Raw genomic sequence first — 26,539 nt, forward strand, 5'->3', positions numbered from 1 at the left:
GTTGAGCGCGACAGGGCTGAGGGCGCTGCTGCAGAGCGTCCGCTACGAGGTGCTGCCCGCGAAGGCGACCGAGGACAAGGTCCTCGCCCATGTGCCGCGCGACGTCGTCGTCACCGTGACGGCGTCGCCGGTCAAGGGCCTGGAGCCGACCCTCGACCTCGCCGCCCGGCTCGCCGCGCACGGCTACCGGGTCGTCCCGCACATGCCGGCCCGGCTGCTGCGGGACGACGTGCACCTGAAAGAGGTCACGGGCCGGCTCCTGGCGGCGGGCGTGGACGACGTGTTCGTCCCGGCCGGTGACTCCGACCCGCCCGCCGGCGCCTACGACGGGGCGCTTCCGGTGCTGCGCGGACTGAGCGAGCTGGGTGGCCCCTTCGCCCGCGTCGGGGTCACCGGATACCCCGAGAGCCATCCGCTCATCCACGACGACATCACCATCCAGGCGATGTGGGACAAGCGCGAACACGCCACGTACATCGTGAGCAACCTGTGCTTCGACCCGCGGGTGCTGGGGGAGTGGCTCGTTCGTATACGGCGCCGGGACGTCACCCTGCCGGTCCACGTGGGCATCGCGGGGCCCGTGCAGCGGGCGAAGCTGCTGGCGATGGCCACGAAGATCGGGGTGGGGGAGTCGACGCGCTTCCTCACGAAGCACGCCTCGTGGTTCGCACGTTTCGCGGCCCCCGGAGGCTATGCCCCCGAGCGACTGCTGTCCCGTACCGAGAAGGCCCTCACGGCACCCTCGGCCGGGGTGGCCGGCCTGCACCTGTTCACGTTCAACCAGATCGCCGAGACGGAGCGGTGGCGCCGCGCTGTGCTTGACCGGTTGGGCGGCTGAGACGGAAGGGGTGTCCGTCGTCTGCGGGCTCGTCGTGGCGGCTCGCGCCCGCGCGGCGGTAGCCGCATGTGGATACAGTCCCGCGCCCCTCGGGGGCGCTGCCGAGCCGTATACGACAGGGGCGGGACCGGAATCCGGTCCCGCCCCTGTCGTATACGGCTTCAGCGGAAGACCACCGTGCGGTTGCCGTCCACCATCACGCGGCTCTCGCTGTGCCACTTCACCGCGTGCGCGAGCACCTGGGCCTCCACGTCCCGCCCGACGGTGACCAGTTCGCCCGGGTCGAGCGAGTGGTCCACCCGGACCACGTCCTGCTCGATGATCTGGCCCTCGTCCAGGTCCGACGTCACATAGTGCGCCGTCGCGCCGACGAGCTTCACTCCGCGCTGGTAGGCCTGGTCGTACGGGCGGGCGCCCTTGAAGCTGGGGAGGAAGGAGTGGTGGATGTTGATGGCGCGCCCTTCCAGTTGCTTGCACAGGTCGTCGGAGAGGATCTGCATGTAGCGGGCCAGCACCACGAGGTCGATGTCCAGCTCACGCACCAGTTCCAGCAGCCGCGCCTCGGCCTCGGGCTTGTTGTCCTTGGTCACCGGGACGTGGTGGAACGGGACGCCGTAGGTCTCCGCGAGCCCCTCGAAGTCCCGGTGGTTGGAGACGATCGCGGGGATCTCGATGTTGAGGGCGCCGGTGCGCCGGCGGAAGAGCAGGTCGTTCAGGCAGTGGCCGAACTTGGACACCATGATCAGCGTCCGGGTCGGCGTGGCCGCTTCGTTGAGGGCCCAGGAGAAGCCGTAGGCCTGGGCCACGGGTCCGAACCGGGCACGCAGATTCTCCAGGTCGACGTTCGGGTCGGAAACGTCGAAGTGGACCCTCATGAAGAAGCGACCTTGGAGTCGGTCGTCGAACTGCTGGCTTTCCAGGATGTTGCCGGAGTTCCTGACGAGAAAGCCGCTGACGGCATGGACCAGTCCGGCGCTGTCGGGACAGGAGAGGGTGAGGACGTACTCACGGCCAGGTTGCGGTCGGGGGGACATGTGCGGCCTCCGTCGGTGCGTAATGCACAACATAGTGAGCGATACGCAACATGGTCGGCTCGAGACCGCTCGCGGTCAAGGGTGGGCGGGTAACGGCGTGCATGGTGAAATCGTCATTCGCCAACCTCTTGACGCCGGTCCCGCTCATTCGACACTGTGTTCCACCACAAGCAATCGGGTGCACGATGCGCAACGAATTTCCATTGAAAGGCTCGTCGCGTGGCAGACCTGTATGTGGATGGCGAATGGCGGGAACCGGTGGCCGGCGGTCACCGGGACATCCGGTGCCCCGCTGACGGCACGCTCGCGGCGACCGTCTCGGAGGCCACACGCCCCGACACCGAGGCGGCGGTCGCCGCGGCGCGGCGGGCCTTCGACGCGGGGCAGTGGGCGGGCACCCCCGAGCGGGAGCGCGGCGCGCTGCTGCTGCGCACCGCCGACCTCATCGAGCGCGATGCCAAGGAATTCGCCCGCGCCGAGTCCCTGGACACCGGCAAGCGGCTGGTGGAGAGCGAGTACGACATCGCCGACGTCGTGTCCTGCTTCCGCTACTACGGCGGCATCGGAGGCACCGACGCCGGCCGGGTGATCGACACCGGCCGCGACGACGCCGTGAGCCGGGTCGTCTATGAGCCGGTCGGCGTGTGCGGGCTGATCACGCCCTGGAACTACCCGCTGCTGCAAGCCAGTTGGAAGGTCGCCCCGGCGCTGCTCGCCGGCAACACGATCGTCCTCAAGCCCAGCGAGCTCACTCCCTCCACCTCGATCCTGCTGATGAAGGCGCTGGAGGAGGCCGGACTCCCGGCCGGCGTCGCGAACCTCGTACTGGGCACCGGACCCGAGGTGGGCGCGCCGCTGTCCGAGGACCCGGCCGTCGACATGGTCTCCTTCACCGGGGGCCTGGAGACCGGCAAGCGGATCATGGCCACCGCCGCCGCGGGTGTGAAGAAGGTGGCGCTGGAGCTCGGTGGCAAGAACCCCAACGTGGTCTTCGCCGACGCCGACTTCGAGACGGCCGTGGACTTCGCCCTCACCGCCGTCTTCCTGCACTCCGGTCAGGTCTGCTCGGCGGGAGCCCGGCTGATCGTCGAGGACTCGCTGCACGACGCCTTCGTCGACGAGGTGGTCCGCCGCGCCCGGCAGATCCGGCTCGGCGGCCCTTTCGACCCCGATGCCGAGACCGGACCGCTGATCTCCGCACAGCACCTGGCGAAGGTCGAGGCGTACGTCGCGGGCGGACTTGCCGAGGGCGCCGTACTGCGCTGCGGCGGTGCCCGGCCCGACGACCCCGCGCTGGCGAGCGGCCACTACTACCCGCCGACCGTGCTCGACGAGTGCCGGCAGGACATGCGCGTCGTCCACGAGGAGTCCTTCGGACCCGTGCTCACCGTGGAGCGCTTCACCGACGAGGACGACGCCGTACGCATCGCCAACGACACCGAGTACGGACTCGCCGGCGCCGTCTGGACCCAGGACGCCGGCAAGGCGCAGCGTGTCGCCCGGCGGCTGCGCCACGGCACGGTGTGGATCAACGACTACCACCCCTATGTGCCGCAGGCGGAATGGGGTGGCTTCGGGCACTCCGGTGTGGGCCGGGAACTGGGACCGACCGGTCTGAACGAGTACCGAGAGCCCAAACACATCTGGCAGAACATCCAACCCCGGCCGCAACGCTGGTTCCGCGGCTGAACGCCGAAAAGAGGTCGAACGTGACCACACAGACCGAGGTGCCGCAGCGGCGCGGCACGCCCCAGGACTCGGGCTCCACTCCGGTCATCTCCGTACGCAGGCTGTGGAAGGTGTTCGGCCCCAAGGCCGGCCAGGTACCGGACTCCGAGGAGCTGCGTGGCCTGACCCGCCGCGAGCTCATGGACCGCGCCGGATGCACCGCGGCCGTACGCGACGTCGCCTTCGACGTCTCGCCCGGCGAGGTCTTCGTCGTGATGGGCCTGTCCGGCTCGGGCAAGTCCACCCTGGTGCGCTGTCTGACCCGGCTGATCGAACCGACCGCCGGGGAGATCGTCTTCGAGGGCGAGGACATCCGCCAGGCCGACGCCGGGCGCCTGCGCGACCTGCGGCGCCGCAAGTTCTCCATGGTCTTCCAGCACTTCGGGCTGCTGCCCCATCGCCGTGTCCTGGACAACGTCGGCTTCGGCCTGGAGATCCGCGGCGCCTCCCGCGCCGAACGCACCAGGCGGGCCCAGGAGGTCGTCGACCTGGTCGGCCTCGCCGGCTACGAGAACTCCTACCCCGACCAGCTCTCCGGCGGTATGCAGCAACGCGTTGGCCTGGCACGGGCGTTGGCGGGCGACCCCGACGTCCTCTTCTTCGACGAACCCTTTTCGGCGCTCGACCCGCTGATCCGCAGGGACATGCAGAGCGAGGTCATCCGCCTGCACCACGAGGTCGGCAAGACCATGGTGTTCATCACCCACGACCTGTCCGAGGCGCTCAAGCTGGGTGACCGCATCCTCATCATGCGCGACGGCCAGATGGTCCAGTGCGGCACCGGCGACGAGCTGGTAGGCGCCCCCGCCGACGACTACGTCCGCGAGTTCGTCAAGGACGTGCCGCGCGGCGATGTGCTGACCCTGCGCTGGATCATGCGCCCGCCGGAGGACGGCGACCCGCTGGACGGTCCCGAGCTGGGCCCGGACGTCGTGGTGAAGGAGGCCACCCGGGCCGTCCTGGCCGCCGACAAGCCGGTCAAGGTCGTCGAGAACGGCAAGCTGCTCGGCATCGTCGGGGACGAGGAGATCCTCGCGGTGGTCGCCGGGCGGGAAGGCGACGCCTGATGACCGTCGTCATGGAGAAACCCGGCACGACGGAACCGGTGGAACCCGCCGCTGGCGTCCGGGGCGCGCGCAAGGTGAGCCGGCCCGTGATCGTGGCCGCGATCCTCGTCCTGTGGCTGGTGCTGTTCGCGGTGCTGCGCGGGAAACAGACCCTGGCCCTGGCGGCGGCGGACCTGACCGACCTGCACCGGTGGTTCAACGACGTCAACGACTCCGTCGGCGCCAACCGCAACTCCAACCCGCTCTTCCTGTACTTCTTCAACGAGATCCGCCTGGTCATCGACACTCTGGTGACCTTCGTCCAGGAGCTGATCTCCCAGCCCTCCGGCGACCGGCCCCTGCCGCAGATCGGCTGGCTCGGAGTCGTCGGCATCGCCGGTTATGTCTCCTGGGCCGTGGGCAACTGGCGGGTCGCCCTGCTGGCGGTGGCCGGCTTCACCTTCCTGGGTCTTCAGGGCCTGTGGCAGGAGAGCATGGACACCCTGGCGCTGACCGTCACCGCCGTCTTCGTGGCGCTGCTGTTCGCGATCCCGATCGGGGTGTGGGCCGGGCTGTCGGACCGGTTCAACCAGATCGTCACGCCCTTCCTGGACTTCATGCAGACGATGCCGACCTTCGTCTACCTGGCACCGCTGACCCTGTTCTTCCTCATCGGCGGCGCCTCCGCCACCATCGCCACCGCGATCTACGCGGCCCCGCCGACCATCCGCATCACCGCGCACGCCATCCGCAACGTCTCCAAGACGACGGTCGAGGCGGCCGACTCCCTCGGCGCCACCCGCCGCCAGTCGCTGCTGAAGGTCCTGCTGCCGATGTCGAAGCGGACCGTGGTGATGGGCGTCAACCAGACCATCATGGCCGCCCTGGCCATGGTGACCATCGCGGCCCTGATCAACGCGCCGGGCCTCGGCGTGGTCGTCCTGCAGGCGCTGCAGTCGCTCGACGTCGGCACGGCCTTCAACGCGGGCCTCGCCATCGTGGTCATGGCGATCGTCCTGGACCGGGTGACCACCGCGGCCGCCGCCCGCGAGGAGAACGCGCGGCGCTCCAAGAACCGCCTCCTGAAGTGGCGGCGGCCGCTGCTGGGCGCCGGTGCGGCCGTCACGGCGGTCCTGGTCTATCTGTCGCACGCCTACCTGTGGGCGGCCGACTTCCCCGGTGACGGCACGGTCGGCAGCCACATCGCGAGCGCGGCGGACAGCGCGACCAACTGGGCGCAGGACAGCGTCTCGGGCGTCACCAACGCCATCCGTGACGTCATCACCAACGGTCTGCTCAACCCGTTCCAGACGCTGGTCACCGACTCCCCGTGGTGGCTCGTCGGCGCGGTGCTGGTGGCGCTGGGCGTGGTGCTCGGCGGCTGGAAGTCCGGGGTCACCACGGCCGCGTGCGTGGGCCTGCTGGTCGGCACCGGTCTGTGGTCGGACGCCATGACCACCATGGCCTCGACGCTCGTCGCAACGGTCCTGGTGATGGTGCTCGGCATCGTCTTCGGGGTGTGGATGGGGCGGAGCATGATGGTGGACCGGCTGATCCGGCCCACCCTGGACGCCGCCCAGGTCATGCCGCCCTTCGTCTACCTCGTGCCGTTCCTCGCGCTGTTCGGCCCCACCCGCTTCACGGCCATCGTCGCCGCGATCGTCTACGGGGCCCCGGTCGCCATGAAGATCATCGCGGACGGGATCCGGGCGGTGCCCGAGACCACCGTGGAGGCGGCGACCTCTGCCGGGTGCAACACCTGGCAGATCATCACCAAGGTTCAACTGCCGATGTCACGCAGTGCCCTGACGCTTGCGACCAACCAGGGCCTGATCTACGTGCTGTCGATGGTTGTTGTGGGCGGCCTGGTCGGTGCGGGCGCCCTCGGCTACGACGTCGTGGCCGGATTCTCACGGGGGGAGCTGTACGGGAAGGGGCTTGCCGCGGGTCTGGCCATCGTCCTTCTCGGAGTCATGTTCGACCGGATCACTCAGGCTGCGGCGCGCCGCGCCACCGCTTAAGGAGCACGACACCATGGCAAGACACTGGCGAGCCGGCGCGGCCGGCCTGGCCGTCCTCGGCCTCACCCTCACCGCGTGCGGCGGGGCGAAGGTCGGAGACAGCTCCTCCGCGGGCTCGGGAAGCTCGGGCAAGTGCGGCACCTTCAATCTGGCCGTCAACCCGTGGGTGGGCTACGAGGCGGACGCGGCGGTCGTCGCGTACGTCGCCCAGCACAACCTCGGCTGTACGGTCAACAAGAAGAACCTCAAGGAAGAGATCGCCTGGCAGGGCTTCGGCTCCGGCGAGGTCGACGCGGTCCTGGAGAACTGGGGCCACGCCGACCTGGTGAAGAAGTACATCGACCAGCAGAAGACCGCCGTGGACGCCGGCCCGACCGGCAACGAAGGCCTCATCGGCTGGTACGTGCCGCCGTGGCTGGCCAAGGCGCACCCCGACATCCTCGACTACAAGAACCTCAACAAGTACGCGTCGAAGTTCAAGACGTCCGAGTCGGGCGGCAAGGGCCAGCTCCTCGACGGCGACCCGTCGTACGTCACCCACGACGAGGCGCTGGTGAAGAATCTGAAGCTGGACTTCAAGGTGGTGTACGCGGGCAGTGAGACGGCGCTGATCCAGGCCTTCCGCACCGCCGAGAAGAACAAGCAGTGGCTGATCGGCTACTTCTACGAGCCGCAGTGGTTCCTGTCCGAGGTCCCGCTGAAGAAGGTCAGCCTGCCTCCGTACAAGGACGGCTGTGACGCCGACGCGGCGAAGGTCGCCTGCGACTATCCCGTGTACAAGCTCAACAAGATCGTCAGCGCGAAGTTCGCCAAGTCCGGCAGCCCCGCCTACAACCTGGTGAAGAACTTCAACTGGACGAACGACGACCAGAACGAGGTCGCCAAGTACATCGCGCAGGACAAGATGACGGACGAGGCGGCGGCCAAGAAGTGGGTCGAGGCCAACAAGGACAAGGTCGACGCCTGGCTCAAGTAGCGCCGGCGTCCGTCGCTGATGTGGTTGTTCTCCGGCCAAGGCTCCGTGGGTGTGTTGCGTGAACTGCCGGAGAACAACCTATTTCGCCCGCGATTCCTCCCGAATTCCAACATGAAATCCTCACCTGGAGCGTGGCCGCCGGTAAAATGGTCAAGCTGCGGCAAAAAGGTCAAGCTGCTGCAAAAATGATTTCCGAGGCCCGCGGTGAAGGCATCTCCCCGGTAAGATCTCGTCCGGAATGGCACACGGTTACGACCAAACCCAAATTCATTCGGAAACGGGGAGACGTGGGGATTCGCAAATATTCGCGGAGCGTTCTGATTGCCGGGATGCTGCTTGGGGCATCCATCTTCACGCCGGCCACTCAGGCTGACGCTGCAGCTGGGCAGTACCACTTGAACCTCGGTCAGAAGCTGACCGTCGGGAAGTGCATCGTGTCCACTAAGGGGCAGCGCGGGGCTGTCGCAAAGCTTTGCATGGGCAAGTATGCCAACGCGCTCATTTACTACAAAGGTGTTCTAAAGGCTGAGTTCGGACCGAATCACGTGACGTCGGCTCAGCCCAAGGCCTACATCACGCTCGCGTCCGACCACAACGTCAAGATTTATAAGTACTCCGGTGGGCCACTGCTGTTCAACAGCAAGACCGCCGGGAAATTCCCGGCGACCCAGCTGTGGATCGACTCCTGCGCGGCTCTTCCCTACTGGAACGTCGCCCTGGTCAAGCCTGGAAGCTTCAACTGGCCCTGGAAGGGTGAACACTGCGTCGGCTAGTTGTACCCGGCCAGTCGGGTAGGACCGCCGCATTGCTGCGGCGGTCCCTCCTCAGAACCGGCCGTGCGGGCTTTCCCCGCAGCTCGGCTCAAGCAAGCCCGAGAGGCTCACAGGCGTGCAGTGCAGGACGAGTGGATGAGACGGAGTTGCACCCCGTCCGACGTTTCGATCCCGCGATAGGTGATTTTCCTGGTGGTGATCGCCTGTCGGGTGCCTCGCAGCCATTGTTCCCACTCGGTGGGGCTGGACGGCGGAGCGTCGGCGTGCAGCAGCGGTCCCCGGCAGATCAGACACTGCCCGTTCTGCGCCTGGAGCAGGCGCAGGGTGGCACGGTGATCGGCGGTGGTGGGCTGGTGCGGCGCCGTTCGGCCCAGTGGGTCGCCAGGGCAGGGTCGTCCGGGGACGCCGAGCCGTGGGCCATCTGGTGTCGGACGATCTTCGTCCAGGCGTATTTCAGGAGGTAGGCGCCGCTGTCGCGGTCACCGAACACCCAGTGGTCCTGCCGGGACTTGTTGAACGTGCCGTAGTACCGGGTGGTGACCCAGTGCATGGGCTTGTTCGGGTGCGCGCGGGTCGCCCACTTGTAGGTGAGCTTCCACATGTAGTCGTCCAGCGCGGTGAAGACCTCGCCGGCGACCACGCTCCGGTAGTAGGCCGACCAGCCCCGGATGATCGGGTTGAGTCGTTGCAGCACCACGGCAGCGTTGGCCCCGTGCAGGGACCGCACCTCGGCGCGCAGCCTGTTCCGGATCCGTCTGACGGCCTCACGGCTGGACTTTCACACGGACCGCGGGTCCCCATATACATCTCGCCAATTCAGGGGCGTGTTGGCCGAGTTGGAGATCCGTCAGAGTAGCGGCCGGACCGGTTCATGCTTTGACAACGCCGCAGCGGAGAGCTTCTTCGTCATCCTGAAAGCAGAGATCGGTACGACCGTCTGGGAGACAAGGGCCGCGGCTCGACGGGACGTTTTCCGGTGGATCGCTGAGTATTACAACCGGGAGCGGCTCCACTCGACCATCGGTTACATCACGCCGTACGAGGCGAGGGCCCGCTTCCATCAACGGCTGGACCTCGCGGCATAAAACGGAAGTGTCGGCACCTACGGGGTCACTTCATCCTGGACCTGCACCGGATCCTAGTCACACCAATACCCGGATCGCCCGCCCGCACATGGGAACAACTACACGCCCGAATAACCCCCGCGGAAACCCGGTCGCTGACAGTTATTGAAATACGGGCCCTGGGCGGAAGTGAGTCCGCGCACCGGCACGTGGTCCGAGCCGAGAGGGCGGAGTCCCTCACGACCTGGCCATGTGAATGCGGCCAGAGGTGACGGAGAGGCCCTGAATCATCTCTCTGTGGAGCAGGGGCCCCGCACGCTGGCGCCGCACTCGGCGTCCCAGATCGCGCTGCCACGCGAACTCGTTCGCCGCCCAGTGCTGCAAGCCCGTAAGCCGACCATCACACGATCGAGCTAAACGTCCCTGCGTGCTGAGCTCTTGACACCCCTCCTCTAGGCGGGCACATTGAGTTGCGCAACCTGAATCATGTTGCGCAGAAAGCAACTCAACGGTTCTGAATTTCGGAGGTGCGGCGATGGCGGGACCCCGAGTGGTGATCATCGGAGCGGGCGTCGTGGGAGCGGCCCTCGCTGACGAGATCTCCGCGCGAGGCTGGACCGAAGTGACCGTGGTCGACCAGGGCCCGCTGCCCGCCACGGGAGGCTCCACCTCACACGCGCCGGGCCTGGTCTTCCAGACCAACTCCTCCAAGACCATGACCGAGCTGGCCCGCTACACCGTCGAGAAGTTCTGCTCCCTCGACGTCGACGGCAAGCCCTGCTTCCTCCAGGTCGGCGGCCTCGAAGTGGCGACCACCCCGGAGCGCCTCGCGGAACTGCACCGCCGGCACGGCTGGATCACCGCCTGGGGCATCGAGTCGCGGATCCTGACCGCCGACGAGTGCGTCGAGAGGCACCCGCTGGTCGACCGCGACAAGGTCCTCGGCGGCCTCCTCGTCCCGACCGACGGCCTCGCCAAGGCGGTCCTCGCCGTCGAGGCGCAGATCCGCCGGGCCACCGAGCGCGGCGTGCGCTTCCTCGCCCGCCACGAGGTCCTCGACGTCCTCAAGTCCGACGGCGAGGTGACCGGCGTCCTGACCGACCAGGGCGAGATCCCCGCCGACATCGTCGTGTGCTGCGCCGGCATCTGGGGTCCGAAGATCGCCCGCATGGCCGGCATGAACCTGCCCCTGACCCCGCTGGCCCACCAGCTCGCCTGGACCGGCCCGGTACCGGCCCTCGCCGGCCAGACCGAGGAGGCGGTCCGCCCGATCCTGCGCCACCAGGACGCCGACCTCTACTACCGCGACCGGTTCGACGGAATCGGCATCGGCTACTACGGCCACCGCCCCATGCCCATCACCGCCGACGAGATCCTCTCGTTCGACGAGGCGGACGAGATGCCGTCGGTCATGAAGTTCACGGAAGAGGACTTCGCGCCCGCCTGGACCGAGACCCAGTCCCTGCTCCCCGCGACGCAGGAGGCCAAGGTCGAGGAGGGCATCAACGGCCTGTTCTCGTTCACCACCGACAACTTCCCGCTGCTCGGCGAGTCCCCGGACGTCAAGGGCTTCTGGGTCGCCGAGGCCGTGTGGGTCACCCACTCCGCGGGCGTCGGCCGGGCCATGGCCGAATGGCTGGTCGACGGGCACTGCACGTCCTTCGACCTGCACGAGTGCGACGTCAACCGCTTCGAGCCGCACCAGCTGTCCCCGGAGTACGTCCTGGCCCGCGACTGCCAGAACTTCGTCGAGGTCTACGACATCCTCCACCCCCTCCAGCCGTCCGGCGACCCCCGTCCGATCCGCACCAGCCCCTTCCACGCCCGGCAGCAGGAGCACGGCGCCTTCTTCCTGGAGGCGAACGGCTGGGAGCGCCCGCAGTGGTACGAGGCCAACGCCAAGCTGGTCGAGGGCCGTTCCATCCCCACCCCGAACGACTGGGCCGCCCAGTTCTGGTCGCCCATCGTCGGCGCCGAGGCACAGGCCACCCGCGAGACCGTCGCGATGTACGACATGACGGCCCTCAAGCGCCTGGAGGTGAGCGGGCCCGGCTCCGCCGAGTTCCTGGAGCGACTGTGCACCGGCAAGGTCGCCAAGTCCGTCGGCTCGGTCACCTACACCCTGCTGCTGGACCACGACGGCGGCATCCGCAGCGACGTCACCGTCGCCCGCCTGGCCCGTGACCTCTTCCAGGTCGGTGCCAACGGCAACCTGGACCTCGACTGGTTCAGCCGCCACCTCCCCGCCGACGGCACGGTCCAGGTACGCGACATCACCCCCGGCACCTGCTGCATCGGCCTGTGGGGGCCACTGGCCCGCCAGGTCCTCCAGCCCCTGACGGACGAGGACTTCACCAACGACGGTCTGAAGTACTTCCGAGCCAAGCGCGCCTACATCGGCAGCGTCCCGGTGACGGCGATGCGCCTGTCCTACGTCGGTGAACTCGGCTGGGAGCTGTACACCACCGCCGACCAGGGCTCGAAGCTGTGGGACACCCTGTGGCAGGCGGCCGAGCCCCTGGGCGGTGTCATCGCCGGCCGCGGCGCCTTCAACAGCCTCCGCCTGGAGAAGGGCTACCGCTCCTTCGGCACCGACATGACCTACGAGCACGACCCCTACGAGGCCGGGGTCGGCTTCGCCGTCAAGCTCGACAAGGGCGACTTCATCGGCAAGGCCGCTCTTGAGCGCCGTAAGGAGAACGTGCGGCGCAAGCTGACCTGCCTCACCATCGACGACCCGCGGTCGGTCGTCATGGGCAAGGAGCCCGTGTACGACGGCGACCGCGCGGTCGGCTACGTCACCAGCGCCGCCCACGGCTACACCATCGGCAAGGGCATCGCCTACGCCTGGCTCCCCGCCGAACTCGCCACCCCCGGCACCCCCGTGCAGATCGGCTACTTCGACCGGCGCGTCGAGGCCGTGGTCACCGAGGAGCCCCTGTTCGACCCCACCATGTCCCGCCTGCGTGGCTGACACCCCGCGTCGCATCCGAGGGAAGGAACACCGCCGGTGAACGCACAGCTGCTCGACGGCAAGGCGACCGCCGCCGACATCCGCCGCGGACTCGCGGAGCGCGTGGCCAAGTTGACGGCCACGAACGGCCTTCCGCCGGGCCTCGGCACGGTCCTGGTCGGCGACGACCCGGGCAGCCGTGCCTACGTCGCCGGAAAGCACCGCGACTGCGCCCAGGTCGGCATCGCCTCCATCCGCCGGGACCTGCCGGCCGACGCCTCGCAAGCGCAGGTCGAGGAGACGATCGACGAGCTCAACGCCGACCCGGCCTGCACCGGCTACATCGTCCAGCTCCCGCTGCCGCGCCACCTGGACGCCAATGCCGTACTGGAACGCATGGACCCGGCCAAGGACGCCGACGGCCTGCACCCCGTCAACCTCGGCCGGCTCACCCTGGGCGTCGAGGCCCCGCTGCCGTGCACCCCGCGCGGCATCGTCGAACTGCTCCGCCGCCACGACGTGCCCCTCGCCGGAGCACGGGTGTGCGTGATCGGCCGCGGCATCACAGTGGGACGCCCCATCGGCCTCCTGCTCACCCGCCGCTCCGAGAACGCCACCGTCACCCTGTGCCATACCGGAACCAAGGGCCTCGCGTGGCACGTACGCGAGGCGGACATCGTCATCGCGGCGGCCGGCTCGCCCGGACTGGTCACCAAGGACATGCTGCGCCCCGGCGCGGTTGTCCTGGACGTCGGCATCACCCGCACCGTCGAGGGCCTGGTCGGCGACATCCACCCGGACGCCGCCCACGTCGCCGGCTGGATCGCGCCCATGCCCGGCGGTGTGGGCCCCATGACACGGGCGATGTTGCTGGCCAACGTCGTCGAGGCCGCCGAGAGGAACGCCACCACCGTATGAACGCGCACGCCCCCAAGTACCCGCCGCATCCGTACCTCGCAGACGCCCTTTCAGAAGACGGAGACGTCCGATGAGCCCCCGCACCCCCGGCGCCGACCTGCCCGACCACCCCGACTTCCTGTGGCGTAATCCCGAGCCCAAGAAGTCGTACGACGTGGTGATCGTCGGCGGCGGCGGACACGGCCTCGCCACCGCGCACTACCTCGCCCGGAACCACGGCATCACCAATGTCGCGGTGCTGGAGAAGGGCTGGCTCGCGGGCGGCAACATGGCCCGCAACACCACGATCATCCGCTCCAACTACCTGTGGGACGAGAGCGCCGGCATCTACGAGCACGCGCTCAAGCTCTGGGAGGGACTGGCGGAGGAGCTCGACTACCCCATCCTCTTCTCCCAGCGTGGCGTGCTGAACCTGGCCCACAGCCTCCAGGACGTCCGAGACAGCGTGCGCCGCGTGGAGGCCAACCGCCTCAACGGCGTGGACGCGGAGTGGCTCGACGCGGACGGCGTCAAGGAAGTCTGCCCGATCGTCAACATCTCGCAGGACGTGCGCTACCCGGTCCTGGGCGCCACCTACCAGCCGCGCGCCGGCATCGCCAAGCACGACTACGTCGCCTGGGGCCTGGCCCGCTCGGCGGACGCCGCGGGCATCGACATCATCCAGAACTGCGAGGTGACCGGCCTCGACGTGGTCGGCAACCGCGTGGTGGGCGTGCAGACGAACCTGGGCCCCATCGCCGCGGGCAAGGTGGCACTCTGCTCAGCGGGTCACACCTCGGTCCTCGCCGCCATGGCGGGCATCGAACTCCCCGTCCAGAGCCACCCGTTGCAGGCCCTGGTCTCGGAGCTCCTGGAGCCGGTGCACCCCACGGTCGTCATGTCCAACGCCGTCCATGTGTACGTCAGCCAGGCCCACAAGGGCGAGCTGGTGATGGGCGCGGGCATCGACGCGTACAACTCCTACACCCAGCGCGGCGCCTTCCACATCATCGAAGAGCAGATGTCGGCGGCCCTGGAGCTCTTCCCGGTCTTCGCCCGCGCCCACGTGCTGCGCACCTGGGGCGGCATCGTCGACGTCAGCCCCGACGCCTCACCGATCATCGGGCTCAGTCCCGTCGACAACCTCTATCTCAACTGCGGCTGGGGAACGGGCGGTTTCAAGGCCACCCCGGGCGTCGGCTGGGTCTACGCCCACACCATCGCCCACGACACCCCGCACGCCCTCAACGCCCCCTTCTCGCTCGACCGTTTCACCACCGGCGCGCTCGTCGACGAGCACGGCGCTGCCGCGGTGGCCCACTAGGGAGCCCAACCCATGCTGCTCATCCCCTGCCCGTGGTGCGGGCCCCGCGACGAGGCCGAGTTCCACTACGGCGGCCAGGCACACGTGCCCTACCCGGAGGACCCGGCGTCCCTCTCCGACAAGGAGTGGGCCCGCTACCTCTTCTTCCGCGACAACCCGAAGGGCCCCTTCGCCGAACGCTGGAGCCACACGGCGGGTTGCCGCCGCTGGTTCAACGCGGTGCGGGACACGTCGACGAACGAAATCCTGACGGTGTACAGGACGGGAGAGGAGCGTCCGGCGACTCCTGAGCCGAGGCCAGTGCTCCCAGCCCGTCCGGCGTTTGAGGACGAGGCCCGTTCAGGGCCGACCGAGGTCCAGGGCGCGGAGCCCCCCGGCGGGGTCGAAGAGGCGGAGCCCCTCCAGGATGGGACGGGTAGGGGCGACGGGGGCGAGAAAAGTCCCTACCGCCACCCCACCCGCGGCCGAATCGACCGCGACACCCCCCTCACCTTCACCTTCGACGGCACCGAATACCAGGGCTACCGAGGCGACACCCTCGCCTCCGCCCTCCTCGCCAACGGCGTCATCCAGGCCGGCACCAGCATCAAGCTCGGCCGCCCCCGAGGCATCTTCTCCGCAGGCGTCGAAGAGCCCAACGCGGTCATCCAGATCGAGGAACCCTTCCCCGAGCCGATGCTCCCCGCGACGACCGTCGAGCTCTACGACGGCCTCGTCGCCAGCAGCCTCCCCGGCCGGGGCCGCCTCGCCGCCGAACCGGACCCGGCCCGATACGACGCCGTACACGCCCACTGCGACCTGCTGGTCGTCGGCGCCGGCCCGGCCGGTCTCGCGGCAGCGGCGGCGGCGGCGAGAAGCGGCGCCCGCGTGATCCTCGCCGACGACCAGCCGGAACTCGGCGGCAGCCTTCTGGGCTCGGCCGAACACCTCGACTGGGTGCGGGAGGTGACGGAACAGCTCGACGCCGCCCCGGAGGTCCGCGTCCTGCCCCGCACCACCGTCTTCGGCTACTACGACGACAACCACATCCTCGCCGTGGAGCGCCGCACCAACCACCTCGGCGCCGCCGCCCCGCCCAATGTCTCCCGCGAACGCATCCACCGCATCCGAGCCCGCCGCGTCGTCCTCGCCACCGGCGCCCACGAGCGCTCGCTCGCCTTCCCGGACAACGACCGCCCCGGCGTGATGCTGGCCTCCTCGGCGCGCACGCACCTCAACCGCCAGGGCGTTCTGCCGGGCCGCCACGCGGTGGTCCTCACCACCAACGACAGCGCATACGCGGCGGCGCTGGACCTGGCTTCGGCGGGCCTCGCCATCGCGGCGATCGTCGACACCCGCCCCGAACCGGGGGAGTGGGCCGACCGCGCGAGGGCGGCCGGCATCGAGGTCCTGCCCGGCCACGCCGTCACCGGCACGGAAGGCGACACACGCCTCACCGCCGTGACCGTCGCCCCGTACGGAGAGACAACAGGCCGACGGCAGTTCGCCGCCGACCTGCTCCTGGTCTCCGGTGGCTGGAACCCGGTGGCGCACCTGTTCAGCCAGTCCGGCGGCAAGCTCCGCCACGACGAGACGCTGGGCTCCTTCGTCCCCGACACCTGCCACCAGGCGGTCGAGGTCGTGGGCAGCGCGAGCGGCGTCCTCGACCCGGCCACGGTTCTGGCCCAGGGCGCGGCCGCCGGCGCCCGAGCCGTCGAGGCCGAGGGCTACACGCCCGAAACGCCCCGCCTCCCGGAGGTGTCCGCCCAGCCGCGGCAGACGCCGCCGATGCACGTGTACGTCGTCCCGGGTGGCGCGGACGACGCCCCGCGTTTCGTCGACCTCCAGCGTGACGTCACCGTCGACGACCTGGCCCGCGCGACCGGCGCCGGTCTGCGCTCGGTGGAGCACACCAAGCGCTACACCACGGCCGGCACCGCCAACGACCAGGGCAAGACCTCCGGCGTCCTGGCCAGTGGCGTCGTCGCCGACCTGCTCGGCGTGGACATCTCGGCGCTCGGTACGACCACGTTCCGCCCGCCGTACACGCCGGTCTCCTTCGCCGCTCTCGCGGGCCGCGACCGGGGCGCGCTGAGCGACCCGGTCCGCACGACCGCCATCCACGAGTGGCATGTCGCGCACGGCGCCCTCTTCGAGAACGTCGGCCAGTGGAAGCGCCCCTGGTACTACCCGCAGGCCGGCGAGGACATGGAGACAGCCGTGCTGCGCGAGTGCGCCGCCACCCGCGAGAGCGTGGGCTTCATGGACGCCTCCACGCTCGGCAAGATCGACGTCCAGGGCCCGGACGCCGGCGTCTTCCTCGACCTGCTCTACACCAACATGATGAGCACCCTGAAGGTCGGCATGATCCGCTACGGCGTCATGTGCCGCCCGGACGGCATGGTCTTCGACGACGGCACGGTCATCCGCGTCGCCCCGGACCGCTTCCTGGTCACCACGACGACGGGCAACGCCGCCGCCGTACTCGACTGGATGGAGGAGTGGCTGCAGACCGAGTGGCCCGAGCTGAAGGTCCACTGCACCTCCGTGACCGAGCAGTGGGCCACGGTCGCCCTGGTCGGCCCGAAGTCCCGCGAGGTCCTCGCTTCACTCGCACCCCGACTCGCCGTGGCCAACGAGGACTTCCCGTTCATGGCTTGGCGGGAGACGACCGTTGCGGGCATCGAGGCCCGGGTCTGCCGGATCAGCTTCTCCGGCGAACTCGCCTACGAGATCAACGTGTCCCCGTGGCAGGGCCTCGCCCTGTGGGAGGCCGTGTACGAGGCCGGCGCCCCGTACGACATCACCCCGTACGGCACGGAGACCATGCACGTCCTGCGCGCCGAGAAGGGCTACCCGATCATCGGCCAGGACACCGACGGCACGGTAACCCCCCAGGACCTCGGCATGAGTTGGGCGGTATCGAAGAAGAAGCCCGACTTCATCGGCAAGCGGTCCTACGCCCGTGCGGACACCGTCCGCCCCGACCGTAAGCACCTGGTCGGCCTGCTCCCCGAGGACCCGGCGGCCTTCCTCCCCGAGGGCACCCATCTGGTCGCCGACAGCGAACTGCCCGCCCCACCCGTCCCGATGCTCGGACATGTCACCTCCAGCTACCGCAGCGCGGCCCTCGGCCGGACCTTCGCCCTCGCCCTGATCAAGGGCGGCCGGGACCGCATCGGCGAGCGGCTCTACGCCCCCGTCGGCGACCAACTGGTCCCGGTGACCGTCGCCAGCCCCGTCCTCTACGACCCCGAGGGAGCCCGCCGCGATGGCTGAGACCGCCCTTACCGCCCCGCTCCGCAGTCCGCTGTCGCAGGTCGCGGACCGCCTGGCCGCCGCGACACGTACGTCCGGGGGCGCGATCCGACTGGCCGAACTCCCCTTCCTGGCCCAGCTCAACGTGCGCCTCGACGCCAAAGGGGCGGCGGCGGAAGCCGTCGGACTCGCACTGGACCTCCAGTTGCCGCTCCAGCCGAACACCGTGGTCCGCGCGGGGGAGTTGACCGCGTTGTGGCTCGGCCCGGACGAGTGGCTGCTGGTGGGGCCGCCGGGGAGCGAGCGGAACCTGGAGAGCCGGATCCGGCAGGCCGCGGGCGACGAGTTCGTGTCCGTGATCGACGTCTCCGCGCAGCGCACCACGCTCCTGGTCACGGGCCCCCGCGCCCGCGACCTGCTGGCCCACGGCTGTCCGCTGGACCTGCACCCGCGGGCCTTCGGCGCCGGACGCAGCGCCCAGGCGACGCTGGGCCGCACGCAGGTCGTCCTGGTCGCCCGGGACGATCCGAGGGCCGGGTTCTGGGTCCTGGTGCGCTCGACGTTCGCCGGCTATCTGGCGGACTGGCTGCTCGACGCGGCGACGGAACACATCTGAGCGCACCCTTCGCACCACGCCTTCACGTCACGCACATCGAAAGCCGGACGCCTGTGACCGCCATGGCCCACGCCACCACTTCACCCCACCCGGGGACACCGGCCCTTCACCCGTACGGGCTACCCCGGCCGGGCCGGACGCTGGTCATGGGCGTCCTGAACGTCACCCCGGACTCCTTCTCCGACGGCGGGCTGTCGTTCGCCGCGGAGTCGGCAGTCGCGCACGGGCTCGCGCTGCTGGAGCAGGGCGCGGACATCGTGGACGTGGGCGGCGAGTCGACCCGGCCCGGCGCGGCACGCCCGCCCGTCGAGGAGGAACTGCGACGCGTCCTGCCCGTCGTCCGGGAACTCGCCGCGGCGGGCGCGACGGTGAGCGTCGACACCATGCGGGCCGAGGTCGCCACCCGCGCGCTCGACATGGGCGCGCGGCTGGTCAACGACGTCTCAGGGGGTCTGGCCGACCCGGCGATGCTGCCGCTGATGGCCCGGGCGGGCGTGCCGTACGTGCTGATGCACTGGCGCGGGCACTCCGCCGGCATGCAGACGCAGGCCGTCTACGACGACGTCGTCACCGATGTGCTCGACGAGCTGCGGCTGAGGATCGACGCGGCGCTGGAGGCGGGGATACGGCCGGATCGCCTGGTCGTCGACCCCGGGCTGGGCTTCGCCAAGACGCCCGAGCACAACTGGGAGCTGCTGGGCCGCCTCGGGGACGTCGTGGGCCTGGGGCATCCCGTCCTCGTGGGCGCCTCACGCAAGTCGTTCCTGGGCAGCCTGCTGGCGGACCGGACGACGGGAGAACCTCGCCCCGCGCGGCTGCGGGATGCCGCGACGACCGCCGTGTCCGTGCTCGCCGCGACACAGGGCGTCTGGTGCCTGCGCGTGCACGATGTCGCCTCGACGTCCGACGCGGTACGTGTGACGGCGCGCTGGGGCGTCGAGGCGGCGACTTCCGCGCGGTCGCCGCTGAGCTGAGTGAGCTGAACGCCGCTGGCCGAGTGTCCCTGAGAGGGCCTCAGCCCAGATGGCCCATCCGGCGGCTGATCTCCTGCGCGCCGCCGATCAGCGCGGGTGCCAGCTCGTGCATGCGTTCCTCGGTGAAGCGGTACGCGGGGCCGGAGGCGCTGAGCGCGGCGACGACCTCGCCGTCGCGGGAGCGGATCGGGGCGGCCATGGCGTGCAGACCGATCTCCAACTCCTCCAGCGTCACCGCGTACCCGCGCTCACGGGCGTCGGTGAGGTTCTTCTCCAGTTCGGTCCTGGCCGTCAGGGTGTGCGGCGTCAGCTTCCGCATCCCGGACTCCGCGAGCACGTCGGAGCGCTCCTGCGCCGACAGGTGGGCCAGCAGGATCTTGCCGCTCGACGTGGCGTGGACGGGGGTGAGTTGGCCGACCCAGTTGTGGGTGCCGACGGCGCCCGGGCCGCGTACCTGGCACAGGTTGACGGCGAAGTGCTCCTGCATGACGGCGATGTTGACGGTCTCGCCGATCTCCTCGCTGAGCCGCTCGCACACCGGTCGGCCCTGCTGGGTGATGTCGAGGCGGCCGGTGACCGCGCCGGCCAGACGGACGATGCCGAAGCCCAGCCGGTACTTGCCCCGTTCCGCCGTCTGCTCGACCAGGCCGCGCGCCTCCAGCGCTCCGAGCAGACGGAACGCGGTCGACTTGTGGACGTCGATCTCGGCGGCCACCTCGCTGACGCCCGCCTCGCCGCGCTGGGCGAGGATCTCCAGGACGCTGACGGCGCGGTCGACGGACTGCACACCGCTCACCGCGGGACCCGCTGTTTCGCTATCTGCGGCGTAGTTGCTCATAGCGCAACTATATGCATGGTTCCCCGTGGGTCGCCAAGAGGCTTCACCGAGTCCCACGGGGACCGTGGAGGGCGTCGCGGGACGGCCGACTCCGGCCGCCCGCATGCTCGCACGACCCGTCCCGTCAGCGGAAGACCACGGTGCAGTGCCCGTTCACCAGCACCCGGCTCTGGCTGTGCCACTCGACGGCGCGGGCGAGCACCTGGGCCTCGACGTCGCGGCCGATCGTGACCAGCTCGTCGGGGGCGCGGGAGTGGTCCACCCGGACCACGTCCTGCTCGCGGTGGTGCGGCGGAAGTGGCCCAGGCGTTCCGAGACCTTCTCGGCGGCCGCCCGCCCACCGTCGGCTACGTGATGGCCGAGATCGCGGGCAACGGCTCGTGGCGGTGGATGCTCGCCTCGGGCGCCGTGCCGAGCGCCGTGATCCTGCTGATGCGCCTCGGCACGCCGAAGTCGCCGCTGTGGCTGGTGAACAAGGGGCGCACCGCTGAGGCCCAGAATGCGATGCTGATCGGCGCCGGCATCACCGGGGTGGGCTGGCTGGTGTCCTTCGCGTGGGCCGAGGAGACACGGGGCCGCACCCTCGGGCTGAGATCAGTGCTGTGCCGGGCTTCCCGCGTCCGTTTTCTGCCGGGATGGCGACTTCGCTCGACCAACCCCTTGACAGTGCGTGTCGGCAAGGGGACAGTTTGCTCGGTCGTTGCTCATTGTGAAGAGGATTGCGCAATACGCAACTTGAGTGAGCTCGACCTCCCTCCCCTGTCGGTCGCTCCGGGGAGCGATCGACGCCCTCCGTCATCCAGAACATCCGGCCGAAGATCCCGAAGATCGCAATCGGCCATCCCCTCGACGAGGAGATCGACCGTGACACACGAGGTACGCGCCGTCGTCGCCCGCCAGAAGGGCGCGCCGGTCTCGGTGGAGACCATCCTGGTGCCGAACCCCGGCCCCGGTGAGGCGCTGGTGCGGGTGCAGGCCTGCGGCGTCTGCCACACCGACCTGCACTACCGCGAGGGCGGGATCAACGACGAGTTCCCCTTCCTGCTCGGCCACGAGGCGGCCGGTGTCGTCGAGTCGGTCGGCGAGGACGTGACCGATGTCGCGCCCGGCGACTTCGTCATCCTCAACTGGCGTGCCGTATGCGGCACTTGCCGGGCCTGCCGCAAGGGCAAGCCGTGGTACTGCTTCGCCACCCACAACGCCACCCGCCAGATGACCTTGGCCGACGGCACCCCACTGTCCCCGGCCCTCGGCATCGGCGCCTTCGCCGAGAAGACCCTGGTCGCCGCCGGCCAGTGCACCAAGGTCGACGTGGCCGCCTCGCCCGCCGCGGCCGGCCTGCTCGGCTGCGGGGTGATGGCCGGGTTCGGCGCCGCGGTCAACACCGGCGGAGTGGGCCGCGGCGACTCGATCGCGGTGATCGGCTGCGGCGGCGTGGGCATGGCCGCCCTTGCGGGCGCCAAGGTGGCCGGCGCGAGCCGGATCATCGCCGTGGACGTCGACGAGCGGAAGCTGAAGTGGGCCGAGCGGTTCGGCGCCACCGACACCGTCGACTCCTCCCGGACCGACGCCGTCGAGGCGATCCGCGAACTCACCGGCGGCTTCGGTGCCGACGTCGTCGTGGACGCGGTCGGCCGCCCCGAGACCTTCCAACAGGCCTTCTACGCCCGCGACCTGGCCGGCACCGCCGTCCTGGTCGGCGTACCCACGCTGGACCTGACCCTCGACCTGCCGCTGCTGGACGTCTTCGGCCGCGGCGGGGCACTGAAGTCCTCCTGGTACGGCGACTGCCTGCCCGCCCGGGACTTCCCCGTCCTGATCGACCTCTACCTCCAGGGTCGCTTCGACCTGGGCGACTTCGTCACCGAGACCATCGCCCTGGACTACGTGGAGGCCGCGTTCGCCAAGATGCACCACGGCGACGTCCTGCGCTCGGTGGTGGTCCTGTGACCGCGCTCATCGAACGCCTCGTCACCTCCGGCACCTTCGAACTGGACGGCGGCTGCTGGGAGGTCGACAACGACGTCTGGCTGATCGGCAACGACGGCGAGGTCTTCCCCACCTTCAACCCGGCCGCCGAGGACGTCGCCTTCTACGAGCGCGGGGCCGGCATCGCCCGTCCCGAGGCGACCGTCACGGCCCACCTGTACCTGGCCCGCGCGCACGGCGCCGACCTGCACTTCGCGGAGGTGGTCCTCGGCTGGGAGGCCGACGGCCCGGGCGGCAAGGCCTGAGTGGTCACCGATCGCGGCGCCTACACCGCCGACCGCCTGGTCATCGCCCCCGGGGCCTGGGCGCCGAAGCTGCCATGGCCGACCACCTGCGCCCCCGCATCCCCACCCTGCCCGGCCGCTTCTCATGGCCGCGGCCTGTATGTACGCCAACACGCCGGGCATCCGCAGGTGATCGTGGCCTGCGGGTTCTCCGGCCACGGGTTCAAGTTCGTGCCCGTCATCGGCGAGATCCTCGCCGATCTGGCCACCGCCGGCACCACCGACCACCCCATCGCTCTGTTCGACCCTCACCGCGTGCGCGTCTGACATTTCCGATATCTCCGAAGGTGACGAGATGACCATTACGAACCTGCCGCCCAGCCTGATCCCCACGCTGACCGGTGAGTACTACACCGACCCCGAGGTCTTCGCCCAGGAGCAGGAGCGGGTCCTCGAGGCCATGTGGTTCTGTGTGGCCCGCGCCGCCGACCTGGACAAGCCCGGCGCGTTCCGCACCTACCAGGTGGGCCGCGAGAGCGTGCTGATCTCCCGTTCGCGGGACGGTTCGGTCAAGGGCTTCCTCAACATCTGCCGGCACCGCGGCGCCAAGCTGTGCACCGAGGAGTCCGGCGAGGTCAAGCGCGCCTTCCAGTGTCCGTACCACGCCTGGACGTACGGCCTGGACGGCAAGCTGGTCGCTGCTCCCAACCTGACGTCGATGCCGGACATCGACCGCAAGGAATACGGCCTGATCAACGTCCATGTGCGGGAGTGGCTCGGCCATGTGTGGGTGTGCCTCGCCGACGAGCCGCCCTCCTTCGAGGCGGACGTGCAGGGCGCGGTCGTCGAGCGGCTCGGCGACCTGGAGTCGATCGAGCGCTACGGCATCGACGACCTGAAGCTGGGCCGTCGTATCACCTACGACGTGAAGGCCAACTGGAAGCTCATCATCGAGAACTTCATGGAGTGCTACCACTGCGCCACGATCCACCCCGAACTCACGGAAGTCCTGCCGGAGTTCGCGGACGGTTACGCCGCGCAGTACTACGTCGGTCACGGCGCCGAGTTCGGTGCGGACGTCCGGGGCTTCACCGTGGACGGATCCGAGGGGCTGGACCGCATTCCCGGGGTCGCCGACGACCAGGACCGCCGCTACTACGCGATCACCGTCCGGCCGCAGGTCTTCATCAACCTCGTCCCCGACCACGTGATCTTCCACCGGATGTACCCGGTGTCGGTGGACCGCACGATCGTGGAGTGTGACTGGCTGTATCTGCCGCACGTCGTCGAGAGCGGCAAGGATGTCAGCCGGTCCGTGGAACTCTTCCACCGGGTCAACCAGCAGGACTTCGACGCCTGCGAGCGCACCCAGCCGGCGATGAGCTCGAAGGCGTACGCCAAGGGCGGCGTGCTGGTGCCCAGCGAGCACCACATCGGCGAGTTCCACACCTGGCTGCAGAACAAGCTCGAGGTGCGCCCCACGCACTGACCCCGCCCCACCCCAGTACCGCCCGCCCACCTGCTGTTGCGGCCCCTCCGGCAGGTGGGCGGGCCAAGGGGCTGTCACGTGGAGATCCGGCAGAACGGGGCGCGGGGCCACCGGACAACAACGGCCAATACTCCAAGCATGGACACGTCCAGATCCCGGCGACCCTCGGTACGTCCGCCCTCGGTGGCGCCGCTAAACCCGCGAGCACACCATGGCGGTCACCCTGCAACGCAGCCTGCTGCCGCACGGCCTGCCCGAGCAGTAGGCGCTGGACGTGGCCTACCGCTATCTGCCCGCCCCAGGCCGGGGTCGGCGGGGACTGGTTCGACGTGATTCCGCTGCCCGGCGCCCGCGTGGCCCTCGTGGTCGGCGACGTGGTCGGCCACGGCCTGCACGCGGCCGCGACCATGGGCCGAGGGCGGCAGAGGGCTGTTCCTCGTCGCCCAGTTCGGCCGGCGCTGAGGCACCCGGTACACCGATCGCGGCAAGGTCATCTGGAGCGGACAGTCCCTGGACGCCGCCGAGACCGAGCTCGACGGAGCCGTGGGCGACCTGCTCCTGGACCAGTGGGAGGAGCCGACTCCATAGTTGCGAATAGCGCAACCTCGAGCATCATCAGAAATTGATGTGCGACGCCTCCCTTGACAACGCCGCACCGCACAGAAAGCATGTTGCGTATAGCGAGTGTAGTTGTGTTATGCGAGACAACTTCCCGTCTGGAGCCGGCATGAGGAGCATCACCGTCGTCGGAGCGTCGCTGGCAGGACTGAGCACGGTCCGCGCGCTGCGCGCAGAGGGCTTTGACGGCGAGATCGTCGTCGTGGGGGAGGAGCGCCACGCTCCCTACGACCGCCCCCCGCTGTCCAAGGACTTCCTCAAGGGCGACATCGACGCCGACGGGCTCGCGCTCGGCGACGCCGACGAGTACGAGGTCCTGGACGCGCAGTGGCTGCTCGGCGAGCGCGCCGTGCGGCTCGACCCCGTCGCCCGCACCGTCACCCTGACCGGGGGACGACATGTGCGCACCGACGGCGTCGTCATCGCGACCGGCGCCACCCCCCGCACCCTCCCCGGCACCGACGGGCTGGCGGGCGTCCACACCCTGCGCACCCTGGACGACGCCCAGGCCCTGCGCGCCGAACTGCTCGACGGCCAGCCCCGGGTCGTCGTCATCGGCGCCGGGTTCATCGGTGCCGAGGTCGCCTCCACGGCACAACGGCTCGGGCTCCACGTCACCGTCGTCGAGGCGCTCCCCGTACCCCTGGAGCGCCAGCTCGGGCGTGAGATGGGGCTCGTGGTCTCCTCGCTCCACAGCGATCACGGCGTTCAGCTGCTGTGCGGAACCGGCGTGGCGGAACTGATCGGCAAGAGCCGGGTCACCGGCGTACGGCTCGCCGACGGGCGGGTGCTGCCCGCCGACATCGTCGTGGCCGGCGTGGGCGTGCGGCCCAACACCGACTGGCTCGCCGGCTCCGGCGTGCAGGTGGACGACGGAGTGGTGTGCGACTCCGGCTGCTCGACCGGCGTCCCGGGCGTGGTCGCCGTCGGTGACGTCGCCCGCTGCCCCCACCCGTTCACCGGACGGCACGCCCGCATCGAGCACTGGAGCAACGCCACCGAGCAGGCGAAGACCGCCGCCCGCACCCTCCTGACCGGTGTGTCGGCCCCCGCCTCGCTCACCCCGCCGTACTTCTGGTCCGACCAGTACCAGGCCCGCATCCAGGTCGCCGGATACGTCGCCCCGGGCGCCCAGCCCGAGGTCGTCGAAGGCGACGTCGACAGTCGCACCTTCACGGCCGTCTACCGGCGCGAGGGCACCCCCGTCGCCGTGCTCTCCCTCAACCAGCCGAAGTTCTTCAACCGGCTCCGCCGCACCCTCGTCCCCGCCGCCGCGGCCGTCGTGTCATGACCTCCGGGCCTCAACTCGCCCCGAATTCCGCAGCGGAGACCGCCACGAGCATTCCGCGGCACCTGCGGTACACCTGGGACCACGAGTGGCTCGTCGTGGACGAGGGCGACGCCACCGTCGGCATCACCGCCTTCGCGGCACAGGCCCTCGGCGACGTCGTCCACCTCCGACTGCCCGAGGTGGGCACCTGGGTCGAGGCGGGGGAGAGCTGTGGCGAGATCAAGTCTCTGACGGCCGTCAGCGGCCTGTACGCCCCCGCCTCGGGCCGGGTCCTGGAAGTCAACCCCGCGCTGGCCGACGACCCTGGCGCGGTCAACTCCGCCCCCTACACCGGCGGCTGGCTGTTCCGGCTGCGGGTCGAGAACATCGCCGGCGTGCTGACCCCCGACGCCTACGCCGCCCACTGCGCCCACACTCAAGGAGACCGCCGATGACCCTGTTCAACCAGCCCTTGCACGAGCTCGACCCCGAGGTCGCCGCCGCGCTCGACGCCGAGCTGGAGCGCCAGCAGACAACCCTGGAGATGATCGCCTCCGAGAACTTCGCGCCGGTCGCGGTCATGGAGGCCCAGGGCTCGGTCGCCACCAACAAGTACGCCGAGGGCTATCC

At 69.7% G+C, this 26,539-nt stretch carries 22 protein-coding genes and 5 pseudogenes; 23 read left to right on the plus strand and 4 right to left on the minus strand.

All coding sequences use genetic code 11. The features are described 5' to 3' along the window. The first annotated feature begins 1 nt into the window (after window position 1). On the plus strand, window positions 2-838 hold the full coding sequence (locus ACFZBP_RS41840; RefSeq protein ID WP_391421091.1) for a 5,10-methylenetetrahydrofolate reductase: 837 nt from the start codon (window positions 2-4) through the stop codon (window positions 836-838). A gap of 161 nt (window positions 839-999) precedes the next feature. On the opposite strand, the gene purU (ACFZBP_RS41845) is transcribed toward ACFZBP_RS41840, so the two are convergent. After that, window positions 1,000-1,872 (minus strand): formyltetrahydrofolate deformylase, encoded by an 873-nt coding sequence (gene purU, locus ACFZBP_RS41845; protein ID WP_383460767.1) that lies wholly within the window; start codon window positions 1,870-1,872, stop codon window positions 1,000-1,002. Window positions 1,873-2,091: 219 nt separating this feature from the next. Here purU (ACFZBP_RS41845) and ACFZBP_RS41850 point away from each other — a divergent pair, with 219 nt between their 5' ends. The 5 genes from ACFZBP_RS41850 (at window position 2,092) to ACFZBP_RS41870 (ending at window position 8,416) form a co-directional block, all read left to right on the plus strand. After that, a complete protein-coding gene (locus ACFZBP_RS41850; RefSeq protein WP_391421092.1) occupies window positions 2,092-3,561 on the plus strand; it encodes an aldehyde dehydrogenase family protein in 1,470 nt (489 codons plus the stop codon). A gap of 20 nt (window positions 3,562-3,581) precedes the next feature. Next, window positions 3,582-4,667 (plus strand): betaine/proline/choline family ABC transporter ATP-binding protein, encoded by a 1,086-nt coding sequence (locus ACFZBP_RS41855; protein WP_391421093.1) that lies wholly within the window; start codon window positions 3,582-3,584, stop codon window positions 4,665-4,667. Then, window positions 4,667-6,667: an ABC transporter permease subunit gene (locus ACFZBP_RS41860; RefSeq protein ID WP_391421094.1), complete on the plus strand. Its 2,001-nt coding sequence runs from the start codon at window positions 4,667-4,669 to the stop codon at window positions 6,665-6,667. The genes ACFZBP_RS41855 and ACFZBP_RS41860 overlap by 1 nt, the downstream gene beginning before the upstream one ends. Before the next feature lie 13 nt (window positions 6,668-6,680). Then, window positions 6,681-7,643, plus strand: coding sequence for a glycine betaine ABC transporter substrate-binding protein (locus ACFZBP_RS41865; RefSeq protein WP_391421095.1), 963 nt, complete (start codon window positions 6,681-6,683; stop codon window positions 7,641-7,643). A 131-nt stretch (window positions 7,644-7,774) separates the two neighbouring features. Beyond that, window positions 7,775-8,416, plus strand: coding sequence for a hypothetical protein (locus ACFZBP_RS41870; protein WP_391421096.1), 642 nt, complete (start codon window positions 7,775-7,777; stop codon window positions 8,414-8,416). A 286-nt stretch (window positions 8,417-8,702) separates the two neighbouring features. Here ACFZBP_RS41870 and ACFZBP_RS41875 read toward each other — a convergent pair whose 3' ends face one another. After that, the gene (locus tag ACFZBP_RS41875) at window positions 8,703-9,143 is read right to left on the minus strand and encodes a group II intron maturase-specific domain-containing protein (protein ID WP_391421097.1); all 441 of its coding nucleotides are present in this window, start codon (window positions 9,141-9,143) and stop codon (window positions 8,703-8,705) included. Between ACFZBP_RS41875 and ACFZBP_RS41880 the strand changes: the two genes are divergently transcribed. The 8 genes and pseudogenes from ACFZBP_RS41880 to folP all read left to right on the plus strand — a co-directional run bounded on the left by ACFZBP_RS41880 (window position 9,085) and on the right by folP (window position 19,481). After that, on the plus strand, window positions 9,085-9,501 hold the full coding sequence (locus tag ACFZBP_RS41880) for an integrase core domain-containing protein (RefSeq protein WP_391421098.1): 417 nt from the start codon (window positions 9,085-9,087) through the stop codon (window positions 9,499-9,501). The genes ACFZBP_RS41875 and ACFZBP_RS41880 overlap by 59 nt on opposite strands. A gap of 31 nt (window positions 9,502-9,532) precedes the next feature. After that, window positions 9,533-9,752 (plus strand): annotated as a pseudogene (locus ACFZBP_RS41885) (hypothetical protein); the annotation flags it as partial. 263 nt (window positions 9,753-10,015) lie between these two features. Further along, window positions 10,016-12,454 carry an FAD-dependent oxidoreductase gene (locus tag ACFZBP_RS41890; RefSeq protein ID WP_391421099.1) on the plus strand — a complete coding sequence of 813 codons (2,439 nt, stop codon included), beginning with the start codon at window positions 10,016-10,018 and terminating at the stop codon, window positions 12,452-12,454. 36 nt (window positions 12,455-12,490) lie between these two features. Beyond that, the gene (locus tag ACFZBP_RS41895) at window positions 12,491-13,351 is read left to right on the plus strand and encodes a bifunctional methylenetetrahydrofolate dehydrogenase/methenyltetrahydrofolate cyclohydrolase (RefSeq protein ID WP_391421100.1); all 861 of its coding nucleotides are present in this window, start codon (window positions 12,491-12,493) and stop codon (window positions 13,349-13,351) included. 70 nt (window positions 13,352-13,421) lie between these two features. Continuing rightward, entirely contained in the window at window positions 13,422-14,654 is a 1,233-nt protein-coding gene (locus ACFZBP_RS41900; RefSeq protein ID WP_391421101.1) for a sarcosine oxidase subunit beta family protein, read from the plus strand. 12 nt (window positions 14,655-14,666) lie between these two features. Further along, on the plus strand, window positions 14,667-17,912 hold the full coding sequence (locus tag ACFZBP_RS41905) for a sarcosine oxidase subunit alpha family protein (protein WP_391421102.1): 3,246 nt from the start codon (window positions 14,667-14,669) through the stop codon (window positions 17,910-17,912). Beyond that, the gene (locus ACFZBP_RS41910) at window positions 17,905-18,507 is read left to right on the plus strand and encodes a sarcosine oxidase subunit gamma family protein (RefSeq protein WP_391421103.1); all 603 of its coding nucleotides are present in this window, start codon (window positions 17,905-17,907) and stop codon (window positions 18,505-18,507) included. Before ACFZBP_RS41905 ends, ACFZBP_RS41910 begins: the two co-directional genes overlap by 8 nt. Before the next feature lie 146 nt (window positions 18,508-18,653). Further along, the gene (gene folP, locus ACFZBP_RS41915; protein ID WP_391421104.1) at window positions 18,654-19,481 is read left to right on the plus strand and encodes a dihydropteroate synthase; all 828 of its coding nucleotides are present in this window, start codon (window positions 18,654-18,656) and stop codon (window positions 19,479-19,481) included. Between the two features lie 40 nt (window positions 19,482-19,521). Here folP and ACFZBP_RS41920 read toward each other — a convergent pair whose 3' ends face one another. After that, entirely contained in the window at window positions 19,522-20,319 is a 798-nt protein-coding gene (locus ACFZBP_RS41920; protein ID WP_391421105.1) for an IclR family transcriptional regulator C-terminal domain-containing protein, read from the minus strand. Between the two features lie 124 nt (window positions 20,320-20,443). Next, window positions 20,444-20,599 (minus strand): annotated as a pseudogene (gene purU, locus ACFZBP_RS41925) (formyltetrahydrofolate deformylase); the annotation flags it as partial. A 110-nt stretch (window positions 20,600-20,709) separates the two neighbouring features. On the opposite strand from purU (ACFZBP_RS41925), the pseudogene ACFZBP_RS41930 reads away from it, so the two are divergent. The 9 genes and pseudogenes from ACFZBP_RS41930 to ACFZBP_RS41970 form a co-directional block, all read left to right on the plus strand. Then, window positions 20,710-20,760 (plus strand): annotated as a pseudogene (locus ACFZBP_RS41930) (hypothetical protein); the annotation flags it as partial. A gap of 423 nt (window positions 20,761-21,183) precedes the next feature. Further along, on the plus strand, window positions 21,184-22,269 hold the full coding sequence (locus ACFZBP_RS41935; RefSeq protein WP_391421112.1) for an S-(hydroxymethyl)mycothiol dehydrogenase: 1,086 nt from the start codon (window positions 21,184-21,186) through the stop codon (window positions 22,267-22,269). Beyond that, window positions 22,266-22,553 carry a hypothetical protein gene (locus ACFZBP_RS41940; RefSeq protein WP_391421106.1) on the plus strand — a complete coding sequence of 96 codons (288 nt, stop codon included), beginning with the start codon at window positions 22,266-22,268 and terminating at the stop codon, window positions 22,551-22,553. The genes ACFZBP_RS41935 and ACFZBP_RS41940 overlap by 4 nt, the downstream gene beginning before the upstream one ends. Continuing rightward, window positions 22,554-22,859 (plus strand): hypothetical protein, encoded by a 306-nt coding sequence (locus tag ACFZBP_RS41945; protein ID WP_391421107.1) that lies wholly within the window; start codon window positions 22,554-22,556, stop codon window positions 22,857-22,859. It begins immediately after the preceding gene. A gap of 28 nt (window positions 22,860-22,887) precedes the next feature. Beyond that, complete coding sequence (locus tag ACFZBP_RS41950) at window positions 22,888-24,021, plus strand: SRPBCC family protein (RefSeq protein WP_391421108.1); 1,134 nt, start codon at window positions 22,888-22,890, stop codon at window positions 24,019-24,021. Window positions 24,022-24,217: 196 nt separating this feature from the next. Next, a pseudogene (locus ACFZBP_RS41955) lies at window positions 24,218-24,443 on the plus strand (PP2C family protein-serine/threonine phosphatase); the annotation flags it as partial. A 305-nt stretch (window positions 24,444-24,748) separates the two neighbouring features. Further along, complete coding sequence (locus tag ACFZBP_RS41960) at window positions 24,749-25,930, plus strand: FAD-dependent oxidoreductase (RefSeq protein ID WP_391421109.1); 1,182 nt, start codon at window positions 24,749-24,751, stop codon at window positions 25,928-25,930. Next, a complete protein-coding gene (gene gcvH, locus ACFZBP_RS41965; RefSeq protein ID WP_391421110.1) occupies window positions 25,927-26,364 on the plus strand; it encodes a glycine cleavage system protein GcvH in 438 nt (145 codons plus the stop codon). The genes ACFZBP_RS41960 and gcvH overlap by 4 nt, the downstream gene beginning before the upstream one ends. Beyond that, window positions 26,361-26,539 (plus strand): annotated as a pseudogene (locus tag ACFZBP_RS41970) (serine hydroxymethyltransferase); the annotation flags it as partial. The gene gcvH and the pseudogene ACFZBP_RS41970, both read left to right, overlap by 4 nt.

The sequence above is a fragment of the Streptomyces sp. NPDC008086 genome (genome assembly GCF_042957325.1).
Lineage (GTDB): Bacteria > Actinomycetota > Actinomycetes > Streptomycetales > Streptomycetaceae > Streptomyces.

Coding starts and splice junctions, on each gene's coding strand:
- purU (WP_383460767.1), bottom strand. CDS start 1,872: ATGTCCCCCCGACCGCAACCTGGCCGTGAGTACGTCCTCACCCTCTCC.
- ACFZBP_RS41860 (WP_391421094.1), top strand. CDS start 4,667: ATGACCGTCGTCATGGAGAAACCCGGCACGACGGAACCGGTGGAACCC.
- ACFZBP_RS41865 (WP_391421095.1), top strand. CDS start 6,681: ATGGCAAGACACTGGCGAGCCGGCGCGGCCGGCCTGGCCGTCCTCGGC.
- ACFZBP_RS41880 (WP_391421098.1), top strand. CDS start 9,085: ATGATCGGGTTGAGTCGTTGCAGCACCACGGCAGCGTTGGCCCCGTGC.
- ACFZBP_RS41890 (WP_391421099.1), top strand. CDS start 10,016: ATGGCGGGACCCCGAGTGGTGATCATCGGAGCGGGCGTCGTGGGAGCG.
- ACFZBP_RS41900 (WP_391421101.1), top strand. CDS start 13,422: ATGAGCCCCCGCACCCCCGGCGCCGACCTGCCCGACCACCCCGACTTC.
- ACFZBP_RS41905 (WP_391421102.1), top strand. CDS start 14,667: ATGCTGCTCATCCCCTGCCCGTGGTGCGGGCCCCGCGACGAGGCCGAG.
- ACFZBP_RS41910 (WP_391421103.1), top strand. CDS start 17,905: ATGGCTGAGACCGCCCTTACCGCCCCGCTCCGCAGTCCGCTGTCGCAG.
- folP (WP_391421104.1), top strand. CDS start 18,654: ATGGGCGTCCTGAACGTCACCCCGGACTCCTTCTCCGACGGCGGGCTG.
- ACFZBP_RS41920 (WP_391421105.1), bottom strand. CDS start 20,319: ATGAGCAACTACGCCGCAGATAGCGAAACAGCGGGTCCCGCGGTGAGC.
- ACFZBP_RS41950 (WP_391421108.1), top strand. CDS start 22,888: ATGACCATTACGAACCTGCCGCCCAGCCTGATCCCCACGCTGACCGGT.
- ACFZBP_RS41960 (WP_391421109.1), top strand. CDS start 24,749: ATGAGGAGCATCACCGTCGTCGGAGCGTCGCTGGCAGGACTGAGCACG.
- gcvH (WP_391421110.1), top strand. CDS start 25,927: ATGACCTCCGGGCCTCAACTCGCCCCGAATTCCGCAGCGGAGACCGCC.